This window comes from Streptococcus sp. NSJ-72, assembly GCF_014334035.1.
Taxonomy (GTDB): Bacteria; Bacillota; Bacilli; order Lactobacillales; family Streptococcaceae; genus Streptococcus; species Streptococcus constellatus.
Genome location: NZ_CP060489.1, coordinates 808368 through 829772 on the forward strand (window position 1 = coordinate 808368; position 21405 = coordinate 829772).

Genomic DNA, 21405 nt, shown 5'->3' on the forward strand with positions numbered 1-21405 from the left:
CATGCTAGCAATTGAAGAAGTTAATCAGCTATGCTTAGAAAATTTGCCGGCCGTAACCATTTTGACTGGTGATGACGTGGGTCAGTTTGAATTATTAAAATCTCAGTTCTTACAGCAGATTTGTTATGAAGCTGCAGATTTACGTTATACCCATTTCGATATGAAAGAAGCTGCTTATCCAGATGTGGAGATCGATTTAGTGAGTTTGCCCCTCTTTTCCGAAGAGAAAATCGTTATTTTGGATCATTTTTTAGATATAACAACGGCTAAAAAGCGCTATTTGACAGATGAGGAATTAAAATCTTTTGAGCAATATTTGGAAAATCCTGCAGATACGACAAAATTAGTCATTTTTGCAGAAGGGAAGTTAGACAGTAAACGGCGAATTGTAAAATTGCTCAAGCGAGATGGTAAAATTTTTGAAGCAAGTGAGCCCAAAGAACAAGAATTACGCACCTACTTTAGTAAGCAAGTTCAAGAACAGGAGTTAGAACTTCGTTCGCAAGTTTTAGAAGAATTACTTATTAAATCTGGTTTCGATTTTAGTGAAATTAGTAAAAACTTAGCTTTTTTAAAGGATTATAAAAAAGATGGCATCATTACAAGCGAGGACATTGCTGAAGCAATTCCAAAAACTTTACAGGATAATATTTTTGATCTTACCCAGATGATTTTGCATCAAAAGGTGGACGCAGCGAGAAGTTTGGTACGAGATTTGACCTTGCAAGGTGAAGATGAAATCAAGCTGATTGCGATTATGTTGGGCCGGTTTCGTATATTTGCACAAGTGAAAATCCTCTTTGAAAATGGACGTAATGAAAGTCAGATTGTAGCAGATTTGTCTGGTTATTTGGGACGAAAGGTGAATCCTTATCAAATTAAATACGCCTTGCGCGATGTCCGCTCATTATCCTTGGAAATTTTACAAAAGTCTCTCTCCTGCTTGATTGAAACAGATTATCAAATTAAATCAGGGGTTTACGAAAAAGATTACTTATTTGACTTAGCTTTATTAAAGATTGTAACCCACAACTTATAAGCAAATAAGTTGAAAATTTTGTGGGTCTACGTTATCATTTTCATATAAAATGATAAAGGGGAAAAACCAATGGCAATTATTTTACCTGATCTACCTTATGCTTACGATGCTTTGGAACCGTATATTGATGAAGAAACCATGCACTTGCATCATGACAAACACCACAATACTTATGTAAATAATGTAAATGCGGCACTAGCAAAACATCCTGAAATCGGTGAGGATTTAGAGCGACTTTTAGCTGATGTTGAGTCTATTCCAACCGATATTCGTCAAGCAGTAATCAATAATGGTGGTGGTCATCTCAACCATGCTCTTTTCTGGGAATTGATGACACCAGAAGAAACAGCACCATCAGCAGAATTAGCAGCAGATCTTGAAGCAACTTTTGGTTCATTTGACGATTTCAAAACAGCCTTTACGACAGCTGCAACGACTCGCTTTGGTTCAGGCTGGGCTTGGCTAGTGGTAAACAAAGAAGGTAAGTTAGAAGTGATGTCAACTGCTAACCAAGATACGCCAATCTCTGAAGGAAAAACACCTATTTTGGGAATTGATGTTTGGGAGCATGCTTACTATGTGAAATATCGCAATGTTCGCCCAGACTACATTAAAGCTTTCTTTTCAGTTATCAACTGGAATAAGGTCGATGAATTGTACAAAGCAGCGAAATAAAATATAAAGCGAAATAGAAAAAGACGAATCTGAAAAGGGTTCGTCTTTTTCTGTTGTCATATATCATAAGAATTACTTATAAATTCCAGCCAAATAAAACCAGATTTGTTCCTTGAGAAATTTTAGAGAATGATCATTGGTTCGATCAATGACACCGAAAACAAGATAGTGATTTCTAAACAGCAGTTCATAATCAATATGTTCTCCAATAAGGACAATTTTCCCTCTTTTATCGTATTTTCGGATTGTTTCAATTCTTTTGGTGGCATCTTTAAATGAGAAAAATTTGGATTGTACCACAAAATAAGTAGTTGGACGAAAAGTTCTTTGTACAGAATGCGTCAATTGCAGCTTTATTTTAAATAATTGATGGATCGTGCGAAGATAGAGAGCGATAAAATATAGCGACATAGAGCTAATAAACGAAAAAGGTTGAATTTGAATCATTATGTTTCCTCCTGACTTATATCCTACCATATCAAATGAAAGATAACTGAGCAAATCCTGAACGGTCTATTATAGGTCCTGAACGGTATTTTTTGAACCATTCAGGACCTTATAGCTACCATTTGGGATTTTTTCAATGCTTTTCAGAAATATTTTGAGATAATCAGAGTATAAAAAGGAAAGGAATTCTTCTGTATACATGTTCATTTTAGAAAAAATATTTCATATTTCAAATACTGCATTATTACGACTAGAAAAATTTCAAAATTGGGGAAATAGCAATGCCACAGCACTGTTTATTCTTTTTTTATCACTCAGCTATTTATTTATCCATTCTATTCCCATATTAAGTATACTACTAACCGGCTCTGCTTTTAGTATGATGATAAATTATGTTTTAATAGACGCTTATCTCAAATTACGTGTCTACTATTAGCTACGTAAAAAATAATCCGAGTTTATTTTAGAAAGGAAATCATTGTTGTGAATGTTAAGAAAACATTTGTTCCTCAAATAGATGCAAGAGATTGCGGTGTCGCTGCGCTGGCTTCCATTGCAAAATACTATGGTTCAGACTACTCTCTTGCACATCTGAGAGAACTTGCTAAGACAAGTAAAGAAGGGACAACGGCTCTTGGAATTGTTCAAGCAGCACAAGAAATAGGCTTTGAGACACGACCGATTCAAGGGGATATGTCCTTGTTTGATATGGAAGCTATTCCCTATCCTTTTATCGTTCATGTTCAGAAAAAAGCTAAACTCCCACATTATTATGTTATCTATAAAAATACGAAAAAAGGTCTGCTAGTTGGAGATCCTGACCCAAGTGTAAAAATAACTAAGATATCAAAAGAAACATTTGCAACAGAATGGACTGGTGTTGCTATTTTTTTAGCACCAGAACCTAGCTATAAACCACATAAGGATAAGAAGAATGGGCTTACTAGCTTTTTACCACTCATCTTTAAACAGCGTTCTTTGATTTTTTATATTGTCTTAGCTAGTTTGCTTGTGACCCTCATCAACATTGTTAGTTCTTATTATCTGCAAGGGATTTTGGATGAATACATTCCAAATCAGATGAAATCAACTCTTGGAATCGTTTCAATTGGGCTTATCATTACTTACATCTTGCAGCAAATGATGAGTTTTTCCAGAGATTACTTATTGATTATACTTAGTCAGCGACTAACCATCGATGTAATTTTATCATATATTCGACACATTTTTGAATTACCGATGTCTTTTTTTGCTACGAGACGCACTGGAGAGATTATTTCTCGTTTTACAGATGCTAATTCCATTATTGATGCTCTCGCTTCTACAATACTTTCACTCTTTCTTGACCTTTTTATTTTGATAATGGTAGGAGGGGTACTATTATTACAGAATACTAACCTTTTCTTCCTCACTCTGCTTGCTATTCCTATCTATACAGTGATTATTTTTGCTTTTATAAAGCCTTTTGAAAAAATGAATCATGACGTCATGCAAAGTAATTCCATGGTAAATTCTGCTATTATCGAAGATATTAATGGCATTGAAACGATTAAATCTTTAACCAGCGAAGAAAGTCGTTACCAAAAGATTGATAGTGAGTTTGTCGATTATCTGAATAAGACTTTCAAGCTAAGTAAATATTCCATTATGCAGACAGCTCTCAAACAAGGAGCACAATTTATTTTGAATGTTGTTATTCTATGGGTTGGAGCCTCTCTGGCTATGTCTCAAAAAATTTCGATTGGACAGCTGATTACTTTTAATGCACTCCTTTCGTATTTTACAAGTCCACTTGAAAGTATCATCAATCTGCAAACCAAGCTGCAATCGGCTAAGGTTGCCAACAATCGGTTGAATGAAGTCTATCTGGTAGAATCCGAATTCAAAACCAAACAAGTCATTACAGAGAAAAATTTCTTGGCTGGTGATATTACGTTCCATAATGTTTCCTATAAATACGGTTTCGGACGAGATACGTTATCGGATATTAACTTAACAATAAAAATAGGAGATAAGGTGAGCTTAGTCGGTATCAGTGGTTCGGGAAAGACAACGCTTGCCAAAATGATGGTTCATTTTTATGAGCCTTATAAAGGGCAAATCCGTCTCAATGGAAATGATCTTAAAATGATTGATAAGAAGACGCTTCGTCAATATATCAATTATTTACCACAACAAGCCTATATTTTTAGTGGTTCTATCTTAGAAAACCTTACATTAGGGACGAATCAAATATTTTCTCAAGAAGAGATTATTCGCGCTTGTGAAATTGCAGAAATTCGTTCGGATATTGAACAAATGCCTATGGGATATCAAACAGAATTGTCCGATGGAGCTGGTCTATCAGGTGGACAAAAGCAAAGAATTGCTCTAGCACGCGCCCTCTTAACAAAGTCACCAATTCTTATTCTTGATGAGGCAACGAGCGGATTGGATGTTCTAACTGAGAAAAAGGTCATTGACAATCTGATGGGCTTAAAAGACAAAACGATTATTTTTGTTGCTCATCGTCTCAGCATTTCAAAGCGGACAAATCAAGTGATTGTTCTTGATAAAGGGCAGATTATTGAAACTGGATCCCACGCTGAATTGATGGAAAGACAAGGCTTTTATCATCATTTATTTAATAAATAAGGAGTGAATTATGAATCCCAATTTGTTTAAAAGTGTAGAATTTTATCATCGAAGATACCATAACTTTGCGACCGTTCTTATTCTTCCTTTGGTATTGTTCGTTCTATTTCTGGTTCTTTTTTCCATTATTGGTCAAAAGGAAGTGACTGTCAAATCTATCGGTGAAATTACGCCAACGAAAGTCATTGCTATGATCCAATCAAGCAGCAATAATACGATTTTGATTAACCATTTAGCTGAAAATAAGGCAGTCGTAAAAGGAGAGTTGTTGATTCAATATGTAAAAAATATGGAAGTCTCTCAACAAACAGCTATTAAAACTCAACTTGCGACTTATCAACGACAAAAAGTTGGCTTAGAAACACTCAAATCGAGTTTGCATCAAGGGATAAATCTTTTTTCGGGTGAAGATGAATTTGGCTATGCTAATACTTTTAACAATTTTATCAAACAATCACAGGATCTATCATTAGGAATTTCAAAAAGCAATATCGAAGTCAGTAAACAAGCTTCTTTGGCTCATAACACAATTGCTGCGATTGATCAGCAAATCAATGATTTAACAAAACAGATAAATGATTATCGTGAACTGCATCAGGTCATCTCAGAGAATGCTTCACATTTACCCAAGAGTAATCCACATCAAACAACATTCAACATGTATAAGAAACAGTATCAAGCTAATCCAGATACTTCCCTCACAAATCAGTATTTGTCTCAAATTGATACCAATATATCCAATTTAAACTCTTCCATTGCGAATCTAAAGATTCAAAAAGCTGGTACTGGAACTGCGGCGACTTATGACAATAGTCTTTCTACGAAAATCGAAGTGCTCCGCACACAATTTATCCAAACGGCTGACCAACAGTTAGCAACCCTTATAACGCAAATCACTGATTTACAGAATCAATTGAATCAAGCAAATGTACAGCTTCAAAACAATAGATTAGTCGCTCCCGAAACAGGTGTTCTGCATATTAGTGAAAAGTTAAAAGGGAACAACTTATTACCTAAAGGAACTGAAATTGCCCAAATCTATCCAGATATCACCAAAACAAACGAAGTCCTTATCACTTATTATGTACCTTCAGCCTATATGACCAATTTAAAAAAAGGACAAACCACTCGTTTAACTTTAGAAAAAATTGGAAAGCAGTCCATCACCATTATCGGAAATATCAATAAAATTGATACTTCCGCTACTGAAACAAAACAAGGAAACCTTTTTAAAGTAACTACCAAAGCTAAAATTTCTAAGTCCAATGGACAAGTTATCAAGTATGGTCTACAAGGAAGAGTAACTATTGTCATTGCGAAAAAATCATTCTTTGATTACTACAAAGACAAACTGTTAAACAATGTCGAATGACCGTTTAGGACGAAATCACTACCGTTTAAGATTTAACGATTCATTATTCAACAGTTGGATTATAATAAATATATCAAAAAGGAGGTTCCTATTATGGACAAAAAACAAACATTGGATCATTTTCATACACTTACAAGTCAAGAACTCGAACAAGTCGTCGGTGGCGGCTGGTTGGAAGACTTATTTAGTCCTTATTTAAAAAAGTATAAATTAGGCAAACTTGGACAACCTGATTTAGGATAACATAAAAACCATTACTGTACTTGATATTACAGCAATGGTTTTCTTTAATTCAGATGAATCTCAAGGACATGCTGGAAACGATAATTTTGACTAGCGCTAGTAAGAGAAACATTTGGGTACCTATCCAGAATTGCTAAGACATTTGATAATCCAATTCCTCGCCCAGCTCCTTTAGAACTAACTCCTGCATCAAAAATACGAGACATGTCTATATGTTCCTCTTTTATAGTATTTTCAATGGAGAATACCTGCTTGTTTTCTGACAAAACATAAGCAATCGTCATAGTTGGAGCGGCAGCTTCAATCGCATTATCACACAAAATGGAGACAATGGTGATAAAGTCAACTAATTCCATTCCTTGTGGGTAAATATCTTCTGGAACCTCCAATGAAACGGCTACATTATGCTCTTGAGCTTGTGCAAATTTAGCAGCTAGCAGGCTCTTTAAAGCTTCATTTTTGATATGGACTAACCGTCCGATATCATACTTGGGATTGCGAAAGCGCTTATTGGAATCTTTCAAAACAGAATGATATACATTCTTTACAATACTTAGATTATTTTGTTCAATTCCTAATTTTAAGGTCATTAAAATATTTTCGTAATCATGCCGAAAATTCCGAACTTCTGTGTACAGTTCTTCAATGTGATGACTGTAGTTTTCCATATTTTTTAACTGTAAATCTTTTTGAAGCATTAAATCATTTTGGATTCTCTCTCGTAAATGACGGTCTAAATAATTGGCAACACTCACAAAAAGGATAAGATAAAGAACTACTAAACTTTCTCTAAAATTTAGTGTCTGTATGTTACTCTCGTTTTCTAAATAAGATAGAACTTGAACAATAAGATGATAAACAATCATGCTGATATTTACAAAGATGATAATTTTCTTATCGTTGTGATTAATTTTTTGAGATTTTAATGTCTTAAAATTATATTGAATTAAACGCAAAAAAAGTAATACTATCAGCGTTGCCATAATTGATGTGACAATCGGACCAAAAAAACTTTTATTGAGGCATTCTACACTAAAACTAAATAAAGGAGATATGAAAAAAATAATCAAGCGTTGAATTAAATTCCATAGTGTGATTGGAAAAAGTCCGTAAAAAATTTTTAATGTTTTGTTGTAAGATTTTCCAACAATCCAAGAAAAAATTAAAAAATAAGTTGGACCTATCAGATAAGAAAATAAACTATTTGGAATAAAAGAAAAAATTATACTATAAAGTAAATTGGTTAGAATTGCTATCAGATATGTTCTAGTTGTTAATTTTTGTCCACTAATGTAGGAAAACAGAAACAACAATAAAAACATGTCTATGATAATCAATGATAATTGCACCATAATATCATTCCCTCCGGTGCAGGGCTGCAATGGCTTCTGTTAACCCTTTTATTTTTGATCTAGAAACAAGACAAGTAGCACCATTCTGGAAGTGAAGGATATGATTTACTTTATCCACTTGATGGACATTAGCTGGATTAACAACAAAGGAGCGATGACATTGGTAGAACCGTTTTTCTTTTTTTAAAATATCTAAAAGATTAGCAGTAAATTCCGTACGTCCTCTATGTGTGTAAAGAACTAAGCGGTGAGGACGAGAGGAAGTTTCAATATAAAGAATATCTTTAAATGGCACTTGTATTTGTGTATGAGGTGTTTCAAAGAGAAGAGCATCGTCTGCCAGCCCTTTACCTGTTAGGCTTTCAGTATGTAGCAGTGCAGTTTCGATCCGTTTTTTAAAGATTTCTTTTGATAACGATTTGTCAAGATAATCAAGGGCACCCACTTGCAGCTTAAACGCTGTAGGCATCAATTCAGAATGACTGGTTACAAAGACAATGATGGCATAAGGATCTATCTCGCGTATCTTTTTAGCAACGTCTAAGCCCTTTTCTTCCTCGGTTTTGATTTCAATGTCTAAAAAGAAAATCTGATGGCTTCCTTTCTCAGATATGGCTTCTAGTAATTGTTTAGGTTTTCCAACAACTTCAAAATGATGATATTGAAGATGATGTTTTTCGATAATTTCTTCAACAATAGTCTCCATATAATATTGTTGAGTAAGATCATCTTCTAAAATAAAAATATTCATTTTTATAATGTTCCCGATTGATAAAATATGTAAGAATTATGTGTAATTCTAGTATTTATTATATAAAAAGGATTGGAAGTTCACAAGAACAAAATATAAAAATATTCGATAGATTCAAAAAATAAACAAACTGATAACACTTTATAGCTATCAGTTTGTTTTTGCTTACTAAAAAAAGAAATGAAAATAAATCCAATTATAAAGGATATACCAGATAGAGGCTATGAAAGTATATAAATTCCACGATACATGAAAGAGAATCTGAAGTCGGATGTTTTGACTATAACGGTAAAATAGAGATAATGCCAATCCACTTAAAAAGTAAAAACTGAGATTGACCCAGTCTCTCTGAAGTAAGATCATGTGTCCTAACGTAAATAGACTAGCAGAAAGCAAGACGTCTAAATAATAGTTTGAATTGGTAAAGAACCGAGACATGACATATCCTCGATAAAAAAGTTCTTCTATAATTGGACTAATCAATACCGTTATGAGAATACTACAAATATCAAAAATTTTTCCTCCACTCCAGATACCAACCTTACTATAAAGTTTGGTATTCATAGTCGTTCGCGCCATATATTGCACCAAGTCTTTCCTTATGTCTGCCAATAAGAAAAAGATGAACAGTAAAGTAAGAAAAGCTGCGATATCACGTTTACGGATTTTCTTCCTTTTAAAAATAGAGGATAAATCTGCTCGTTTCAAGAGATAAAGGATGAAGAACAGCATCAATATCTCTTGAATTAATACCATAACACCAACTGCTGTCAAATTCCACTGAAACAAAATAGCAATATGAAGGGCTAAAGTTTCTGGAAGACCTGCCAGTAAAATAGTAAAAAGTATTATAAAAATGAGTGAAAATGCTAATTTCTTCATCGTATCTCCTATTTTGAAGTAACCTTATATTCTTATTCTACAAAATTTTTATAAAACATTTCATTGAGATCCCAAATGATGGCTTTGACGTCCTAAATGGTTAAAAATACCATTCAGGACGTCAGAAGTACCATTCAGGATTTGCAGATTTATAAAATATGTTATATGCTATACTAGATTCGTCAGGTTGCAACAGGACAAAAATATGAAAATAAAAAGGAGGTATTCATCATGAATACAAAATCACTCGAAAAATTTGAAGTACTGAACTCTGAAATACTGGCAAGTGTTGAAGGGGGAAAGAGACCAGGAGGAGCACCTGTTACAGGTATGACACAAGCACATTATACTTGTTTAGCCGCAACATGGGGAGCGACATTTGGAGGAATGTTAGCTCCGATTAGTTTAATAGGTAGCGTTCCGGGAGTATTAGCTGCATGTAGTGGTTTATAGTACAAACTAATAAAGAGGATAAACATAATGACCTATTTAAAGAAGCTACAATTATGTATTTTGTGTGGCTTGATAGGAGCCATGTTATTAGATTATTGGGCACATGATTTAAAGCAACTTTATGCGATTATTGTAACTTATACAGTGAGTTCAGTCTATATTTTTATCTGTATAAAAATATTGAAACTGAATAATAAAGTTACTTTGATATCTGCTATTACTTTGTCAGCTATAGTGATGCTTATTTGTCTACATGTTTTACCCCAGTTTACTATGTGACAAATTGAGTTTTATGTAATATTTTATCAAAAAATAGGCACGTTTTTTCAGAAAAAAGGTTCTAAGTGATTCGTTATTTAGAACCTTTGGTTTTTTGGTAGACTATTTTAAGATTTATACTATTCAAGATTTGGACAGCTACAAAGATAAAAATGTTATATCAAGTTTATTAGATTGAAATAGAACAAAGTGAGCTAAAAAATAGGTATTATGATGAATATAAAAATATTAGAAAAATTTGAAGTGTTGAATTCTGAAATTCTTGCAAATTTGGTAGAGCTAGTTATTAGGGAAACAATTTATTTGTTAAGGAGGTTAAAAGGGGATAAATATGAAGAATACACAGAGAGCAATAATAACAATGCTGATATCTATTATATTAATTACTATAGTAGGAATGTATTTTAAAATTAAAGTGATTAACATACTAAACCTTGGTCTCTCTAGTTTGGTATTAGAAATATTAATTCATTATTTTGCATACAAACAGAATAGACCTGAAATTACTTTATCAAAAACTTTTGATTTATACAAAAAGTTTGTTAAAAAAACATTGCTGATCTTTATTGTTATAATTACATTTGTTGGTTATAAAATTTTCTTCTCAGATATTCCTAATATTTTGTCCTTTTTCTATTGTCATATTATTGTTGTGTTTTATACTGTTGGTTATATTTTGTGTTTAAATAATAATATATTAAAAAATGAAAGAGAGTGAGAATTTTATGTTAAATCTAAAAGGTGAAGTTGTAAATGAGCTATCAGATGTTCAGCTTTCCGAAATTAGTGGTGGAGGTTCAGGATATTGAAAGCCTGTTATGGTAGGAGCAAATGGTTATGCATGTCGCTATAGTAATGGTCGATGAGATTATAAAGTTACTAAAGGAATATTTCAAGCAACTACAGATGTTATTGTTAAAGGCTGGGCAGAATATGGTCCGTAGATTCCAAGACATTAACAAGTCTTTTAAAAGCGAATATAAAAATTAGATTGTTTTAGGAGTAATATTATGGGAACTTTAAGATGGTTTGCTGGTGGGCAGGAAAGAAGAGGACGAGCAATTTTTCTTATCAACCAAATGTTTTCTGAATTTGATAGTAAAAACGCGAATCCACTATATCAAGTGCTAGATTCTTATCGAACAGAATTGAAGTTTGATGGGACATCTACACCTTATATATTGAATCGTATGAATATTGATATTTCTAAAGTACTTTTAAACAATAATATACGACTGTCAAGTACTGAATCAAGTCAGTTAAAGGAGCTGAGGGCTTTGTATCATATTAGAATAATCTAGGTATTTGTGTGGATTGATAATTAGCTTCTATGTAAGACCACTGAAAAGATTGGTACTGGACATGGTATAATAAGTGGACACAAAATTGTGTGGAAAATAGGAGAGTAGCATATCAAGAAAGATTTTCGATAATATCTGGGAGGGTGTAAATGAAAGCGATTTATAAAAATAAAATAGCTGATGTTTGGAAAATTAGCAGAGAAGCTGAACAACCTGATTGGGTGAAAGAAGCGTTTGCTAAAAATTACTTGTATTGGTTGGATGATCATCTTCGGATTTTAATGGCTGGTCTGAATCCTTCTACTGTGGAGAATTTAAAAATTGGTACAGTTGGAACAATAGGCGGTGGATTTGCAGGTTATGGTATGTATGTGTTGGGCTATATTGGTGATTATTTGGATATAAGCAATCATCGGGTAGTTTCTCAAAAAACATTTGAAAAAGAATACCGTATTCAAGAGAGTTTGTAGATAAATAAATTGATTTTTCTGACCACTTTTATAGCATTTCTAAAAAGGCTCTAAGTTATAATTCACTTAGAGTCTTTGATTTTTAGCAGACCAATTTGGAACAATCACTATTCAGGACGTCAGAAGTACCATTCAGGATTTGCAGATTTATAAAATACGTCGTGTGCTATACTAAGTTTATTAAGTTGCAACAGGTTGAAATTATTAAAATAAAAAACAGGTATTCATCATGAATACAAAAACATTGGAAAAATTTGAAGCACTGAACTCTGAAATGCTGGCACGTGTTGAAGGAGGAGGTTGTAATTGGGGTGATTTTGCAAAATCGGGTATTGCTGGTGGTGCAGGTAATGGATTGAGATTAGGAATCAAGACCAGAACATGGCAAGGAGTAGTTGCAGGAGCTGTTGGGGGAGCTATTATTGGTGGAGTTGGTTATGGAGCTACTTGTTGGTGGTAAGTGAAATGGGGGAATAAATGTTTGATATAAAAAGTTTCGCACTAGGTTTTATCACTATGATGATATTAACTTGGTTAGATAAACCAATTATTTACTTTCTGGATAAATGTAAGAAAATCTCAAAAAAATAAGATGATGATAAAATTTTTACTAATTAGTTTATTATATTTACTGGTTCTCTTGATAATATATTTTGTAACTTCACATAAGAAATTTATTATCATTCTTTCATTTCTATCAGTATCCTATTTGTGGTATATTTTCGTTCATATTTTAAATATTTAAGAAAATTTATCATTTGATATTGAAAATTATCGACAGGAAGACAGCTTGTTTGTTTTCCTGTTTCTTACTTTTTACCATTCAGGCTATCAGAGCTACCTTTTAGGATTTTTGAAAATGAAACCGAGATAGTTGTATTATACTGTAAATAGAACATAAAGGAGTTTAAAATGATGAAAAAACAATTGCTAAAATCACTTTTATTTAGTTCGGTGCTATTGCTTGCTTTTAGAAACGACATGGTTTTTGCTGATGGAGTTCATAAGGAGGAGCAACGCCCAGATACAACTGAAATAGTGTCTGAAGCTTCGACAGCAGCTGTTGTTAAAAATGACGCAAATCAAGATTCAATTGTAACAGATACGAAATCCGTAAGTATGCCAGAGTCAAAGGAAGATACAGTTGTAGAAAAGGAAAACTTGACAAACAATAAATCTGCTTCGACTTCAAACAAAACTTCTGCAGCAAATGGCGTTCCAAATTCTCAAGAATCAAAAGAGGTTGATGTTGCTACTTATCGTGAGAATATAGCTGAACTTCCTAAGGCTACGATAAAAGATGTTTATTCGGCTTTTACTTCGGATAATAAAGAACATACGATTTATGTAGGACGGGAAACTTGTTATTTTTGTCGACAATTCTCTCCTGAACTAAAAAAGTTTAATCAATTAACAGGTGGAAAATTAGAATACTATAATACGGACGGTGAAGATTTTGATGAATATGCCAAAGAATTTTTATTTAAAACAGTTGGTATTCCTGGGACCCCAACGATACTCTATCTTAAAAATGGCACATTAACTTCCGGTTGGGTCGGTGGAGGTATCACTGCTCAAGAACTCTATGATTATCTGTATTTTCATAAAGCGCCGGCAGGCAAAAAGCAAGAAGATAATTCTCAACATCAAGAGAATAAAAATGATAAAAAAGTTAAACAAAACCAAGAACCAGCTTCTATTGACTTAAAAAACAATGAGGAATCCTTACCAAAAGACTTTAGTGAAATTTCAAAATCAAATTCAGCAGACCATACTCATAAAACTTCAGTATTGCCGACAAATAGTGAAATGGAATTTAATGGGATAAAAGAGCAAAAGAATCTGCAATTACCCAAAACTGGCATCAAAAAGAGTAAAGGATTATTCCGATTTGGGTTGGCAATGGTTCTTCTTACATTATCATTTTATCTAGGGATGAGAAAAGGATTGAATGATAGAAAACGCTATTGAATCATCATTAGTAAGAATTAAAAACGGATGATGATTCTGTGCATTCCATCTTGTCAAATGTCCATTCTTCCTATATAATGAGGTATATAAGTTAGGAGGAGTGCGTGAGTAGAAAGACAATGATTCTTTGTTTGATTGGTTGCTTTATGATGTGTGGTGTATTAGTATCAAGTGCTGTATACTTTGGCCAAGCTAGAAAGGCACATCCTACGAAAGTAGCTGCAAATTATCCTACCAGTCAAGAAAAGCCAAAAAATTCGTCAAAAGAGTCGAAATTAGTCACTCGTGTTTCGTCAAAGAGTATGGAAGAAAGGCAGAAAGTCATGAAATCTGATTTGCCTGTAATGGAAGCCTATGGTTTGTATTATGATTATGCTAATCTAAATTTGGTTCAAGTTGTAAAGGCTTATCTAGATGAGATGGGAATAGAGCATTCGCAGGTTGCATTTTCTTATAAGGACTTAACGAGTGGACAAATCTACGCTATGAATGAAACGCAACCGATGACAGCGGGCTCGACTTACAAATTGCCATTAAATATGTTGGTCGTTGATGAGGTAGAAAAAGGAAATTTATCAATGACCGAGCGGTTTGATATTACCCATACTCGCTATGAGTATATCGGTGAACATAATAACTATGTAGCAGCATTTAATGGGACCATGAGCATCCCTGAAATGCAGGAGTATTCCCTTCTTTATTCTGAAAATACGCCAGCTTATGCCTTAGCTGAGCGCTTAGGTGGCTTGGATAAAGCCTATACAATGTATCAGAGCTATGGAAAAGGCAAGGGGGAAGTTGAGACGATCAACCAACAAAATCAAACCACGACTGACTATTATATTCAGGTTTTGGATTACCTTTGGAAACATCAGGAAAAGTATAAAGATCTTTTGTATTATATCGGTGAATCTTTTCCAAACGAATACTATAAACGGTATGTAAGAGATATTCCAATTTATCAAAAGCCAGGTTATGTTGCAGAAGCTTTAAATGTAGATGCAATTGTATGTGAAGAAAAGCCTTATTTGATTGCTCTTTATACAGCGGGGCTGGGTGGGACAACTCCTGAGAGTGATGAAATTAGCGGTGTTGGTATTACACAAGTTGGTCAATTAGCTTATGTTATCAATGAATGGCATCGTGTGAATATGAATTAAAGCGCATGGACGCAAATTCCAAAAATTGTGCTGGTAAAGATAGGATTCTATTAAAAATGTAAAGGCTCTCTTTTAGCTGAGAGCTTTTTATGTTATAATAAAAACAGAATGCAAAAAGGATCACAAGAATATCATGATTAACAAAGAGCATTATCGTTACATTAGAGAACATCCTGCTTTTAAAAATTTACCAGTTGAATTTTTTGATAAAATAGCTGTTGAGATTCAATTTCGCAAAGTGCCAAAAGGGCAAATTATTTTCTTTTCTGGAGACAAACGAGAGCGACTTTTTTTGATTTATAAGGGCTATGTTCGGATTGAACAGTATGACCAGACAGATTCGTTTAATTACATTGACTATGTGAAAGAAAATACCATGTTTCCTTATGGTGGCATGTTTGAGGATAAAGATTATCATTATTCTGGGATTTCTGTGACAGATTTAGAATATTTTTCTATTCCTGTTGACTTGTATGAATATTATTCCAAACAAATAATAGAGCAGATGTTATTTATCACACATAAGTTGTCAAATATTTTACGTTTTCATGAGTTACGTTTGCGAAATTCTGTTTTGGCTAGTGCGACAGAGCGAGTTATTCAAGCGATTTCAATTTTATGTATTGATTTTTGCCAATATAGAGATGACATCCCTTTTGCACTTAGTATGAAAGAGTTGGCTAAACTAGGTGCGACTACTCGTGAAACGGTGAATCAAGTTTTGAAAAAATTAACAGAAGAAAACATTATTCAATATAATCGAAAGAAACTCGTCTTTTTGAATAAAGAATACTTTTTAAAGTATTTTGAAGATATGTAGAAAAGAAGGACAGAATTGCAGTCAAAAAAGCAATTTTTGGTCCTTTTTTAATTTAGAAACCTAAACATTTAAAATATACTCAAAAACTTCATTTGTTTCTAAAAAATAATTATTCATAAAACCAATAAAATGCATAAAATATTTAGAGAAAGCGTTTTATTTTGAAATAATATTAGAATTTCTTTTAAAAAAAGCAAAGGATTTGGCATTCTAAATGTATAATTGATTGTGAAAGCGCAAACAAAAGATATTACAATAAAACATGTAAATAGGGCTTAAAGAAACTTAAGTCACAAAGAAAAAGAGGAGGACATAAGATGTCTACACATCCTATTCATGTTTTCTCAGAAATAGGAAAACTGAAAAAAGTTATGCTGCATCGTCCAGGTAAAGAGTTGGAAAACTTGATGCCGGATCATTTGGAACGTCTGCTTTTTGACGATATTCCATTTTTGGAAGACGCTCAAAAAGAACATGATGCTTTTGCAGACGCTCTTCGTAAAGAAGGTATTGAAGTTCTTTACCTTGAAAAGTTGGCTGCTGAATCATTGACTTCTCCAGAAATTCGTAATGAATTTATTGAAGAATATCTGAATGAAGCAAATATTCGCGGAGCACAAACAAAAGTTGCTATCCGTGATATTCTTCATGGTATAGAAGATAACCTTGAATTGGTTGAAAAGACAATGGCTGGTTTCCAAAAAGCTGAACTGCCAGAAATTCCAGTAGACGCCAAAGGTTTGACGGATTTGGTAGAATCTGACTATCCATTTGCCATTGATCCAATGCCAAACCTTTACTTCACTCGTGACCCATTTGCAACAATTGGGAATGCTGTCTCACTGAATCACATGTATTCAGATACACGTAATCGTGAAACACTTTATGGTAAATACATTTTTAAACACCATCCAGTATATGGTGGCAATGTTGAATTGGTTTATAACCGTGAAGAAACAACTCGTATCGAAGGTGGAGATGAACTAGTTCTTTCTAAAGATGTTCTTGCAGTAGGTATTTCACAACGTACAGACGCAGCATCTATTGAAAAACTCTTGGTCAATATCTTTAAGAAGAATGTTGGCTTTAAGAAAGTGATTGCATTTGAATTTGCTAATAATCGTAAATTCATGCACTTAGATACGGTCTTCACAATGGTTGATTATGATAAATTCACTATTCATCCAGAAATTGAAGGCGATCTTCGCGTTTATTCTGTTACTTATGAAAATGAAAAACTTCATATTGCAGAAGAAAAAGGTGATTTAGCAGAATTGCTTGCTAAGAATCTTGGTATTGATAAAGTTCATTTGATTCGTTGCGGTGGCGGAAATACAGTAGCAGCAGCACGTGAACAATGGAACGACGGTTCAAACACCCTTACAATCGCTCCAGGTGTGGTAGTGGTATATGACCGTAACGTTGTCACAAATAAGATTCTTGAAGAATACGGACTTCGTTTGATTAAGATTCGCGGAAGTGAATTGGTTCGCGGTCGTGGTGGACCTCGTTGTATGTCAATGCCATTTGAACGTGAAGAACTTTAAGATTAGAAAGAGGAAATAATAGAATGACAAACTCAGTGTTCCAAGGACGCAGCTTCTTGGCAGAAAAAGATTTTACACGTGCAGAATTAGAATATCTTATTGGTTTAGCAGCTCACTTGAAAGATTTGAAAAAGCGCAATATTGAGCATCACTACCTAGCTGGTAAAAATATTGCTCTCTTGTTTGAAAAAACGTCAACTCGTACTCGTGCAGCTTTCACAACGGCAGCAATTGATCTTGGTGCTCATCCAGAATACTTAGGAGCTAACGACATTCAGCTTGGCAAGAAAGAATCTACTGAAGATACAGCTAAAGTATTGGGACGTATGTTTGACGGGATTGAATTCCGTGGATTTAGCCAACGTATGGTAGAAGAACTAGCAGAATTTTCAGGCGTTCCTGTATGGAATGGTTTGACAGACGAATGGCATCCAACTCAAATGTTAGCTGACTATTTGACAGTTCAAGAAAACTTTGGTCGTTTGGAAGGCTTGACTCTTGTCTACTGTGGTGACGGACGCAATAACGTTGCAAACAGTCTCCTTGTAACAGGTGCTATCCTCGGTGTAAATGTTCATATCTTTTCTCCCAAAGAACTCTTCCCAGCTGAAGATATTGTGAAATTGGCAGAAGGATATGCGAAAGAAAGTGGCGCACATGTCTTAATTACTGACAATGCAGATGAAGCTGTTAAAGGTGCGGATGTCCTTTACACAGACGTTTGGGTATCTATGGGTGAAGAAGACAAATTTGCAGAACGTGTCGCACTTTTGAAACCTTATCAAGTAAATATGGATTTGATTAAGAAAGCTGACAATGAAGATTTGATCTTCTTGCACTGCTTACCAGCTTTCCATGATACAAATACTGTTTATGGTAAAGATGTTGCTGAAAAATTCGGCGTTGAAGAAATGGAAGTAACTGACGAAGTATTCCGCAGCAAATATGCTCGCCAATTTGACCAAGCTGAAAACCGTATGCATACTATTAAAGCAGTTATGGCAGCAACTCTTGGAAACCTTTATATTCCAAAAGTATAATTTAAAACTAAAACCGTTTACCAACAGCTATGAGGGCTGCGACTAATAGCTTTAGTCCAGTCCTCATTTTTGATAGTGCTCGTTTCAATTTTAGTATGATTTAAATAGGGGAAAAAGGCGATAAGATAAACAACTATGATTGCCGATGCAATCACCCTCAAAGAAATGTAGTTTGAGACATTATTATTCTAACCTCGTTCTAAAGTTTGTTATAGCTCATTAAAATGAATTGAAGCACTATAAGAAGAAAACTCTAAGGAGGCTAATTATTTATGGCAAATCGTAAAATCGTTGTGGCTTTGGGAGGGAATGCCATCCTTTCATCTGATCCATCAGCAAAAGCACAACAAGAAGCATTAGCAGAAACAGCAAGTCATCTTGTAAAATTGATTAAAAATGGTGATGACTTGATTATCACTCACGGGAATGGACCGCAAGTTGGAAATCTTTTGTTGCAACATTTAGCAGCAGATTCTGAAAAAAATCCAGCATTTCCGTTAGATTCGCTTGTTGCAATGACAGAAGGAAGTATTGGCTATTGGTTGCAAAATGCTCTACAAAATGCACTTCATGAAGAAGGAATTGAAAAAGAAGTTGCTTCTGTTGTGACACAAGTAGTGGTTGATAAAAATGACCCTGCTTTCATAAATTTAAGCAAACCAATCGGACCATTCTACACAGAAGAAGAAGCAAAAGCAGAAGCTGAAAAGAGCGGAGCTACTTTCAAAGAGGATGCTGGACGTGGCTGGAGAAAAGTAGTTGCGTCACCAAAACCAGTTGGAATCAAAGAAATTGAAACCATTCGTACACTCATCAATGCAGGACACGTCGTTGTGGCTGCTGGTGGTGGCGGTATTCCCGTCATCAAGGAAGACAATGGTCATCTTGCAGGCGTAGAAGCAGTAATTGACAAAGACTTTGCTTCACAATGTCTGGCGGAATTGGTCGAAGCAGATCTCTTCATCGTTTTGACCGGTGTAGATTATGTCTATGTCAACTACAATAAACCAGATCAAGCCAAGTTAGAGCGTGTCAATGTAGCTCAGTTGGAAGAATACATCAAGCAAAATCAATTTGCCCCAGGAAGTATGTTACCTAAAGTGCAAGCAGCTATTGCCTTTGTAAATGATCGACCAGAAGGTGAAGCGGTCATTACTTCTCTTGAAAACTTAGGCGCTTTAATTGAGTCTGAAAGCGGAACGATTATTGAAAAAGGATAACAGAGTGTTATTATTGCTTCGTTTAAAATTGTAATAAAACTTTTTAAAACAACGTTAATGTTTCCTATTTTTAGATTTGCTTTCTTTTGATCTATTTTACTGTTGTGAAATGATAATTTTTTTGGAAATTACTAGTTTTTTCCAGATGAATATGTTAAAATATAGTCAAAGGAAGCGCTTTCTGAAAATGGGATTCGGTTAAATTTTTACAATTTGTTACATTTAGGAGGAAAACAAATGAGTGAAAAAGCAAAAAAAGGGTTTAAGATGCCGTCATCTTATACCGTTTTGATGATTATCATTGCAATTATGGCTGTGTTGACCTGGATTATCCCAGCAGGTCAATACGATGCTGATAAAGCTGGTAATCTGATTACAGGAACTTACAAGACCGTTGCTCAAAATCCACAAGGGATTTGGGATGTCTTGATGGCTCCTATTCGTGCTATGCTTGGAAAAGAACCAACTTCAGCAGCGATTGATGTCGCCTTCTTTATCTTGATGGTTGGTGGTTTCCTTGGAGTAGTGAATGAAACAGGTGCCCTTGATGTAGGGATTGCTTCCATCGTCAAGAAGTACAAGGGTCGCGAAAAGATGTTGATTTTAGTCTTGATGCCTTTGTTTGCCCTTGGTGGATCAACTTATGGTATGGGTGAAGAAACCATGGCTTTCTATCCACTTCTTGTGCCAGTTATGATGGCAGTAGGATTTGATAGTTTGACTGCGGTGGCTATTATCCTTCTTGGTTCTCAAATTGGATGTTTGGCTTCTACTCTGAATCCATTTGCTACAGGTATAGCTTCTGCGACAGCAGGTGTAGGTACTGGTGACGGTATCGTTCTTCGGTTAATCTTCTTTGTTGTGATGACAGCTTTGGGTACTTATTTCGTATATCGTTATGCAGATAAGATTCAAAAAGATCCTACAAAATCTTTGGTTTACAGTCATCGTGAAGAAGATTTGAAGCACTTTAATGTAGATGCAGTTGCTAATGTAGAATCCACTCTTAGCAAGAAACAAAAACAAGTGTTGGTACTCTTTGTCTTGACCTTTGTTCTCATGATTATGAGTTTCATTCCATGGACAGACTTGAAGGTAACTATTTTTGAAAGTTTCAATAAATGGTTGGTTGGACTTCCGTTCATTGGTAAGATTGTTGGTAGTTCAACATCTGCTTTGGGTACCTGGTACTTCCCAGAAGGGGCAATGCTCTTTATGGTAATGGGTATCATCATTGGTTTTGTTTACCGCATGAAAGAAAGCCGCTTTATCACTGTCTTTATCAATGGTGCGGCTGATCTTCTAAGTGTTGCGCTTATCGTAGCTGTTGCGCGTGGTATTCAAGTTATCATGAACGATGGTATGATTACTGCTACAATCCTTCACTGGGGTGAAGTAGGACTCAAGGGTCTATCATCTCAAGTATTCATTGTATTGACTTACCTATTCTATCTGCCAATGTCATTCCTTATCCCATCAACCTCTGGTCTTGCCAGTGCAACAATGGGTATCATGGCACCACTTGGAAAATTTGTCAATGTGCAAGCAAGCTTGATTATCACTGCTTACCAATCAGCTTCCGGTCTTTTGAACCTTCTTACTCCAACATCTGGTATCGTAATGGGAGCTCTTGCTCTTGGACGGATCGAATTGAGTACTTGGTGGAAATTCGTTGCAAAATTGGCTGCTGGAATCTTTGTAGTAAGTATCCTACTTCTTATTTTAGGAACGTTCTTATAATAGGAAAAT

The 21405-nt window shown here is 34.6% G+C and carries 21 protein-coding genes and 1 pseudogene; 18 read left to right on the top strand and 4 right to left on the bottom strand.

All coding sequences use genetic code 11. From position 1 onward, the window contains the following. Position 1 precedes the first annotated feature (1 nt). Positions 2-1039 carry a DNA polymerase III subunit delta gene (gene holA / locus H8787_RS04060; protein ID WP_187328291.1) on the top strand — a complete coding sequence of 346 codons (1038 nt, stop codon included), beginning with the start codon at positions 2-4 and terminating at the stop codon, positions 1037-1039. A 69-nt stretch (positions 1040-1108) separates the two neighbouring features. Continuing rightward, positions 1109-1714, top strand: a complete 606-nt coding sequence (locus tag H8787_RS04065) for a superoxide dismutase (RefSeq protein WP_006267096.1) — start codon at positions 1109-1111, stop codon at positions 1712-1714. 72 nt (positions 1715-1786) lie between these two features. Here the strand turns inward: H8787_RS04065 and H8787_RS04070 are convergent, their stop codons facing one another. After that, positions 1787-2161 carry a hypothetical protein gene (locus tag H8787_RS04070; protein WP_187328292.1) on the bottom strand — a complete coding sequence of 125 codons (375 nt, stop codon included), beginning with the start codon at positions 2159-2161 and terminating at the stop codon, positions 1787-1789. 483 nt (positions 2162-2644) lie between these two features. Between H8787_RS04070 and H8787_RS04075 the strand changes: the two genes are divergently transcribed. The 3 genes from H8787_RS04075 (at position 2645) to H8787_RS04085 (ending at position 6410) form a co-directional block, all read left to right on the top strand. Beyond that, the gene (locus H8787_RS04075) at positions 2645-4795 is read left to right on the top strand and encodes a peptide cleavage/export ABC transporter (RefSeq protein WP_039676797.1); all 2151 of its coding nucleotides are present in this window, start codon (positions 2645-2647) and stop codon (positions 4793-4795) included. 10 nt (positions 4796-4805) lie between these two features. Next, on the top strand, positions 4806-6167 hold the full coding sequence (locus H8787_RS04080; protein ID WP_187328293.1) for a bacteriocin secretion accessory protein: 1362 nt from the start codon (positions 4806-4808) through the stop codon (positions 6165-6167). Between the two features lie 93 nt (positions 6168-6260). Then, entirely contained in the window at positions 6261-6410 is a 150-nt protein-coding gene (locus tag H8787_RS04085; protein ID WP_003025431.1) for a ComC/BlpC family leader-containing pheromone/bacteriocin, read from the top strand. Positions 6411-6454: 44 nt separating this feature from the next. On the opposite strand, the gene H8787_RS04090 is transcribed toward H8787_RS04085, so the two are convergent. The 3 genes from H8787_RS04090 to H8787_RS04100 all read right to left on the bottom strand — a co-directional run bounded on the left by H8787_RS04090 (position 6455) and on the right by H8787_RS04100 (position 9395). Next, on the bottom strand, positions 6455-7366 hold the full coding sequence (locus H8787_RS04090; RefSeq protein WP_262350658.1) for a sensor histidine kinase: 912 nt from the start codon (positions 7364-7366) through the stop codon (positions 6455-6457). 400 nt (positions 7367-7766) lie between these two features. Next, entirely contained in the window at positions 7767-8513 is a 747-nt protein-coding gene (locus H8787_RS04095; protein ID WP_006270174.1) for a response regulator transcription factor, read from the bottom strand. Between the two features lie 168 nt (positions 8514-8681). Beyond that, positions 8682-9395, bottom strand: coding sequence for a CPBP family intramembrane glutamic endopeptidase (locus H8787_RS04100; RefSeq protein ID WP_006270152.1), 714 nt, complete (start codon positions 9393-9395; stop codon positions 8682-8684). A gap of 231 nt (positions 9396-9626) precedes the next feature. Here H8787_RS04100 and H8787_RS04105 point away from each other — a divergent pair, with 231 nt between their 5' ends. The 13 genes and pseudogenes from H8787_RS04105 (at position 9627) to H8787_RS04160 (ending at position 21396) form a co-directional block, all read left to right on the top strand. After that, positions 9627-9848, top strand: a complete 222-nt coding sequence (locus H8787_RS04105; RefSeq protein ID WP_048800277.1) for a Blp family class II bacteriocin — start codon at positions 9627-9629, stop codon at positions 9846-9848. 676 nt (positions 9849-10524) lie between these two features. Continuing rightward, positions 10525-10845 carry a hypothetical protein gene (locus tag H8787_RS04110; protein ID WP_039677379.1) on the top strand — a complete coding sequence of 107 codons (321 nt, stop codon included), beginning with the start codon at positions 10525-10527 and terminating at the stop codon, positions 10843-10845. A 7-nt stretch (positions 10846-10852) separates the two neighbouring features. Then, positions 10853-11071: pseudogene (locus H8787_RS10225) on the top strand (garvicin Q family class II bacteriocin). Between the two features lie 66 nt (positions 11072-11137). Beyond that, complete coding sequence (locus H8787_RS04115) at positions 11138-11428, top strand: bacteriocin immunity protein (RefSeq protein WP_006270118.1); 291 nt, start codon at positions 11138-11140, stop codon at positions 11426-11428. A gap of 149 nt (positions 11429-11577) precedes the next feature. Beyond that, entirely contained in the window at positions 11578-11898 is a 321-nt protein-coding gene (locus H8787_RS04120; protein ID WP_006270149.1) for a hypothetical protein, read from the top strand. Positions 11899-12127: 229 nt separating this feature from the next. Next, complete coding sequence (locus tag H8787_RS04125) at positions 12128-12358, top strand: Blp family class II bacteriocin (RefSeq protein ID WP_006270136.1); 231 nt, start codon at positions 12128-12130, stop codon at positions 12356-12358. 452 nt (positions 12359-12810) lie between these two features. Continuing rightward, positions 12811-13869, top strand: a complete 1059-nt coding sequence (locus H8787_RS04130; RefSeq protein ID WP_187328295.1) for a thioredoxin family protein — start codon at positions 12811-12813, stop codon at positions 13867-13869. A 104-nt stretch (positions 13870-13973) separates the two neighbouring features. Next, on the top strand, positions 13974-15029 hold the full coding sequence (locus H8787_RS04135) for a serine hydrolase (RefSeq protein ID WP_187328296.1): 1056 nt from the start codon (positions 13974-13976) through the stop codon (positions 15027-15029). 133 nt (positions 15030-15162) lie between these two features. Then, positions 15163-15849, top strand: coding sequence for a Crp/Fnr family transcriptional regulator (locus tag H8787_RS04140; protein WP_003069910.1), 687 nt, complete (start codon positions 15163-15165; stop codon positions 15847-15849). 317 nt (positions 15850-16166) lie between these two features. Continuing rightward, complete coding sequence (gene arcA / locus H8787_RS04145; protein WP_003069908.1) at positions 16167-17396, top strand: arginine deiminase; 1230 nt, start codon at positions 16167-16169, stop codon at positions 17394-17396. Between the two features lie 23 nt (positions 17397-17419). After that, entirely contained in the window at positions 17420-18436 is a 1017-nt protein-coding gene (gene argF / locus H8787_RS04150; protein ID WP_003028184.1) for an ornithine carbamoyltransferase, read from the top strand. A 272-nt stretch (positions 18437-18708) separates the two neighbouring features. Then, complete coding sequence (gene arcC / locus H8787_RS04155; RefSeq protein ID WP_003028182.1) at positions 18709-19656, top strand: carbamate kinase; 948 nt, start codon at positions 18709-18711, stop codon at positions 19654-19656. Positions 19657-19893: 237 nt separating this feature from the next. After that, complete coding sequence (locus H8787_RS04160; protein ID WP_003069901.1) at positions 19894-21396, top strand: YfcC family protein; 1503 nt, start codon at positions 19894-19896, stop codon at positions 21394-21396. Positions 21397-21405: the final 9 nt, after the last annotated feature.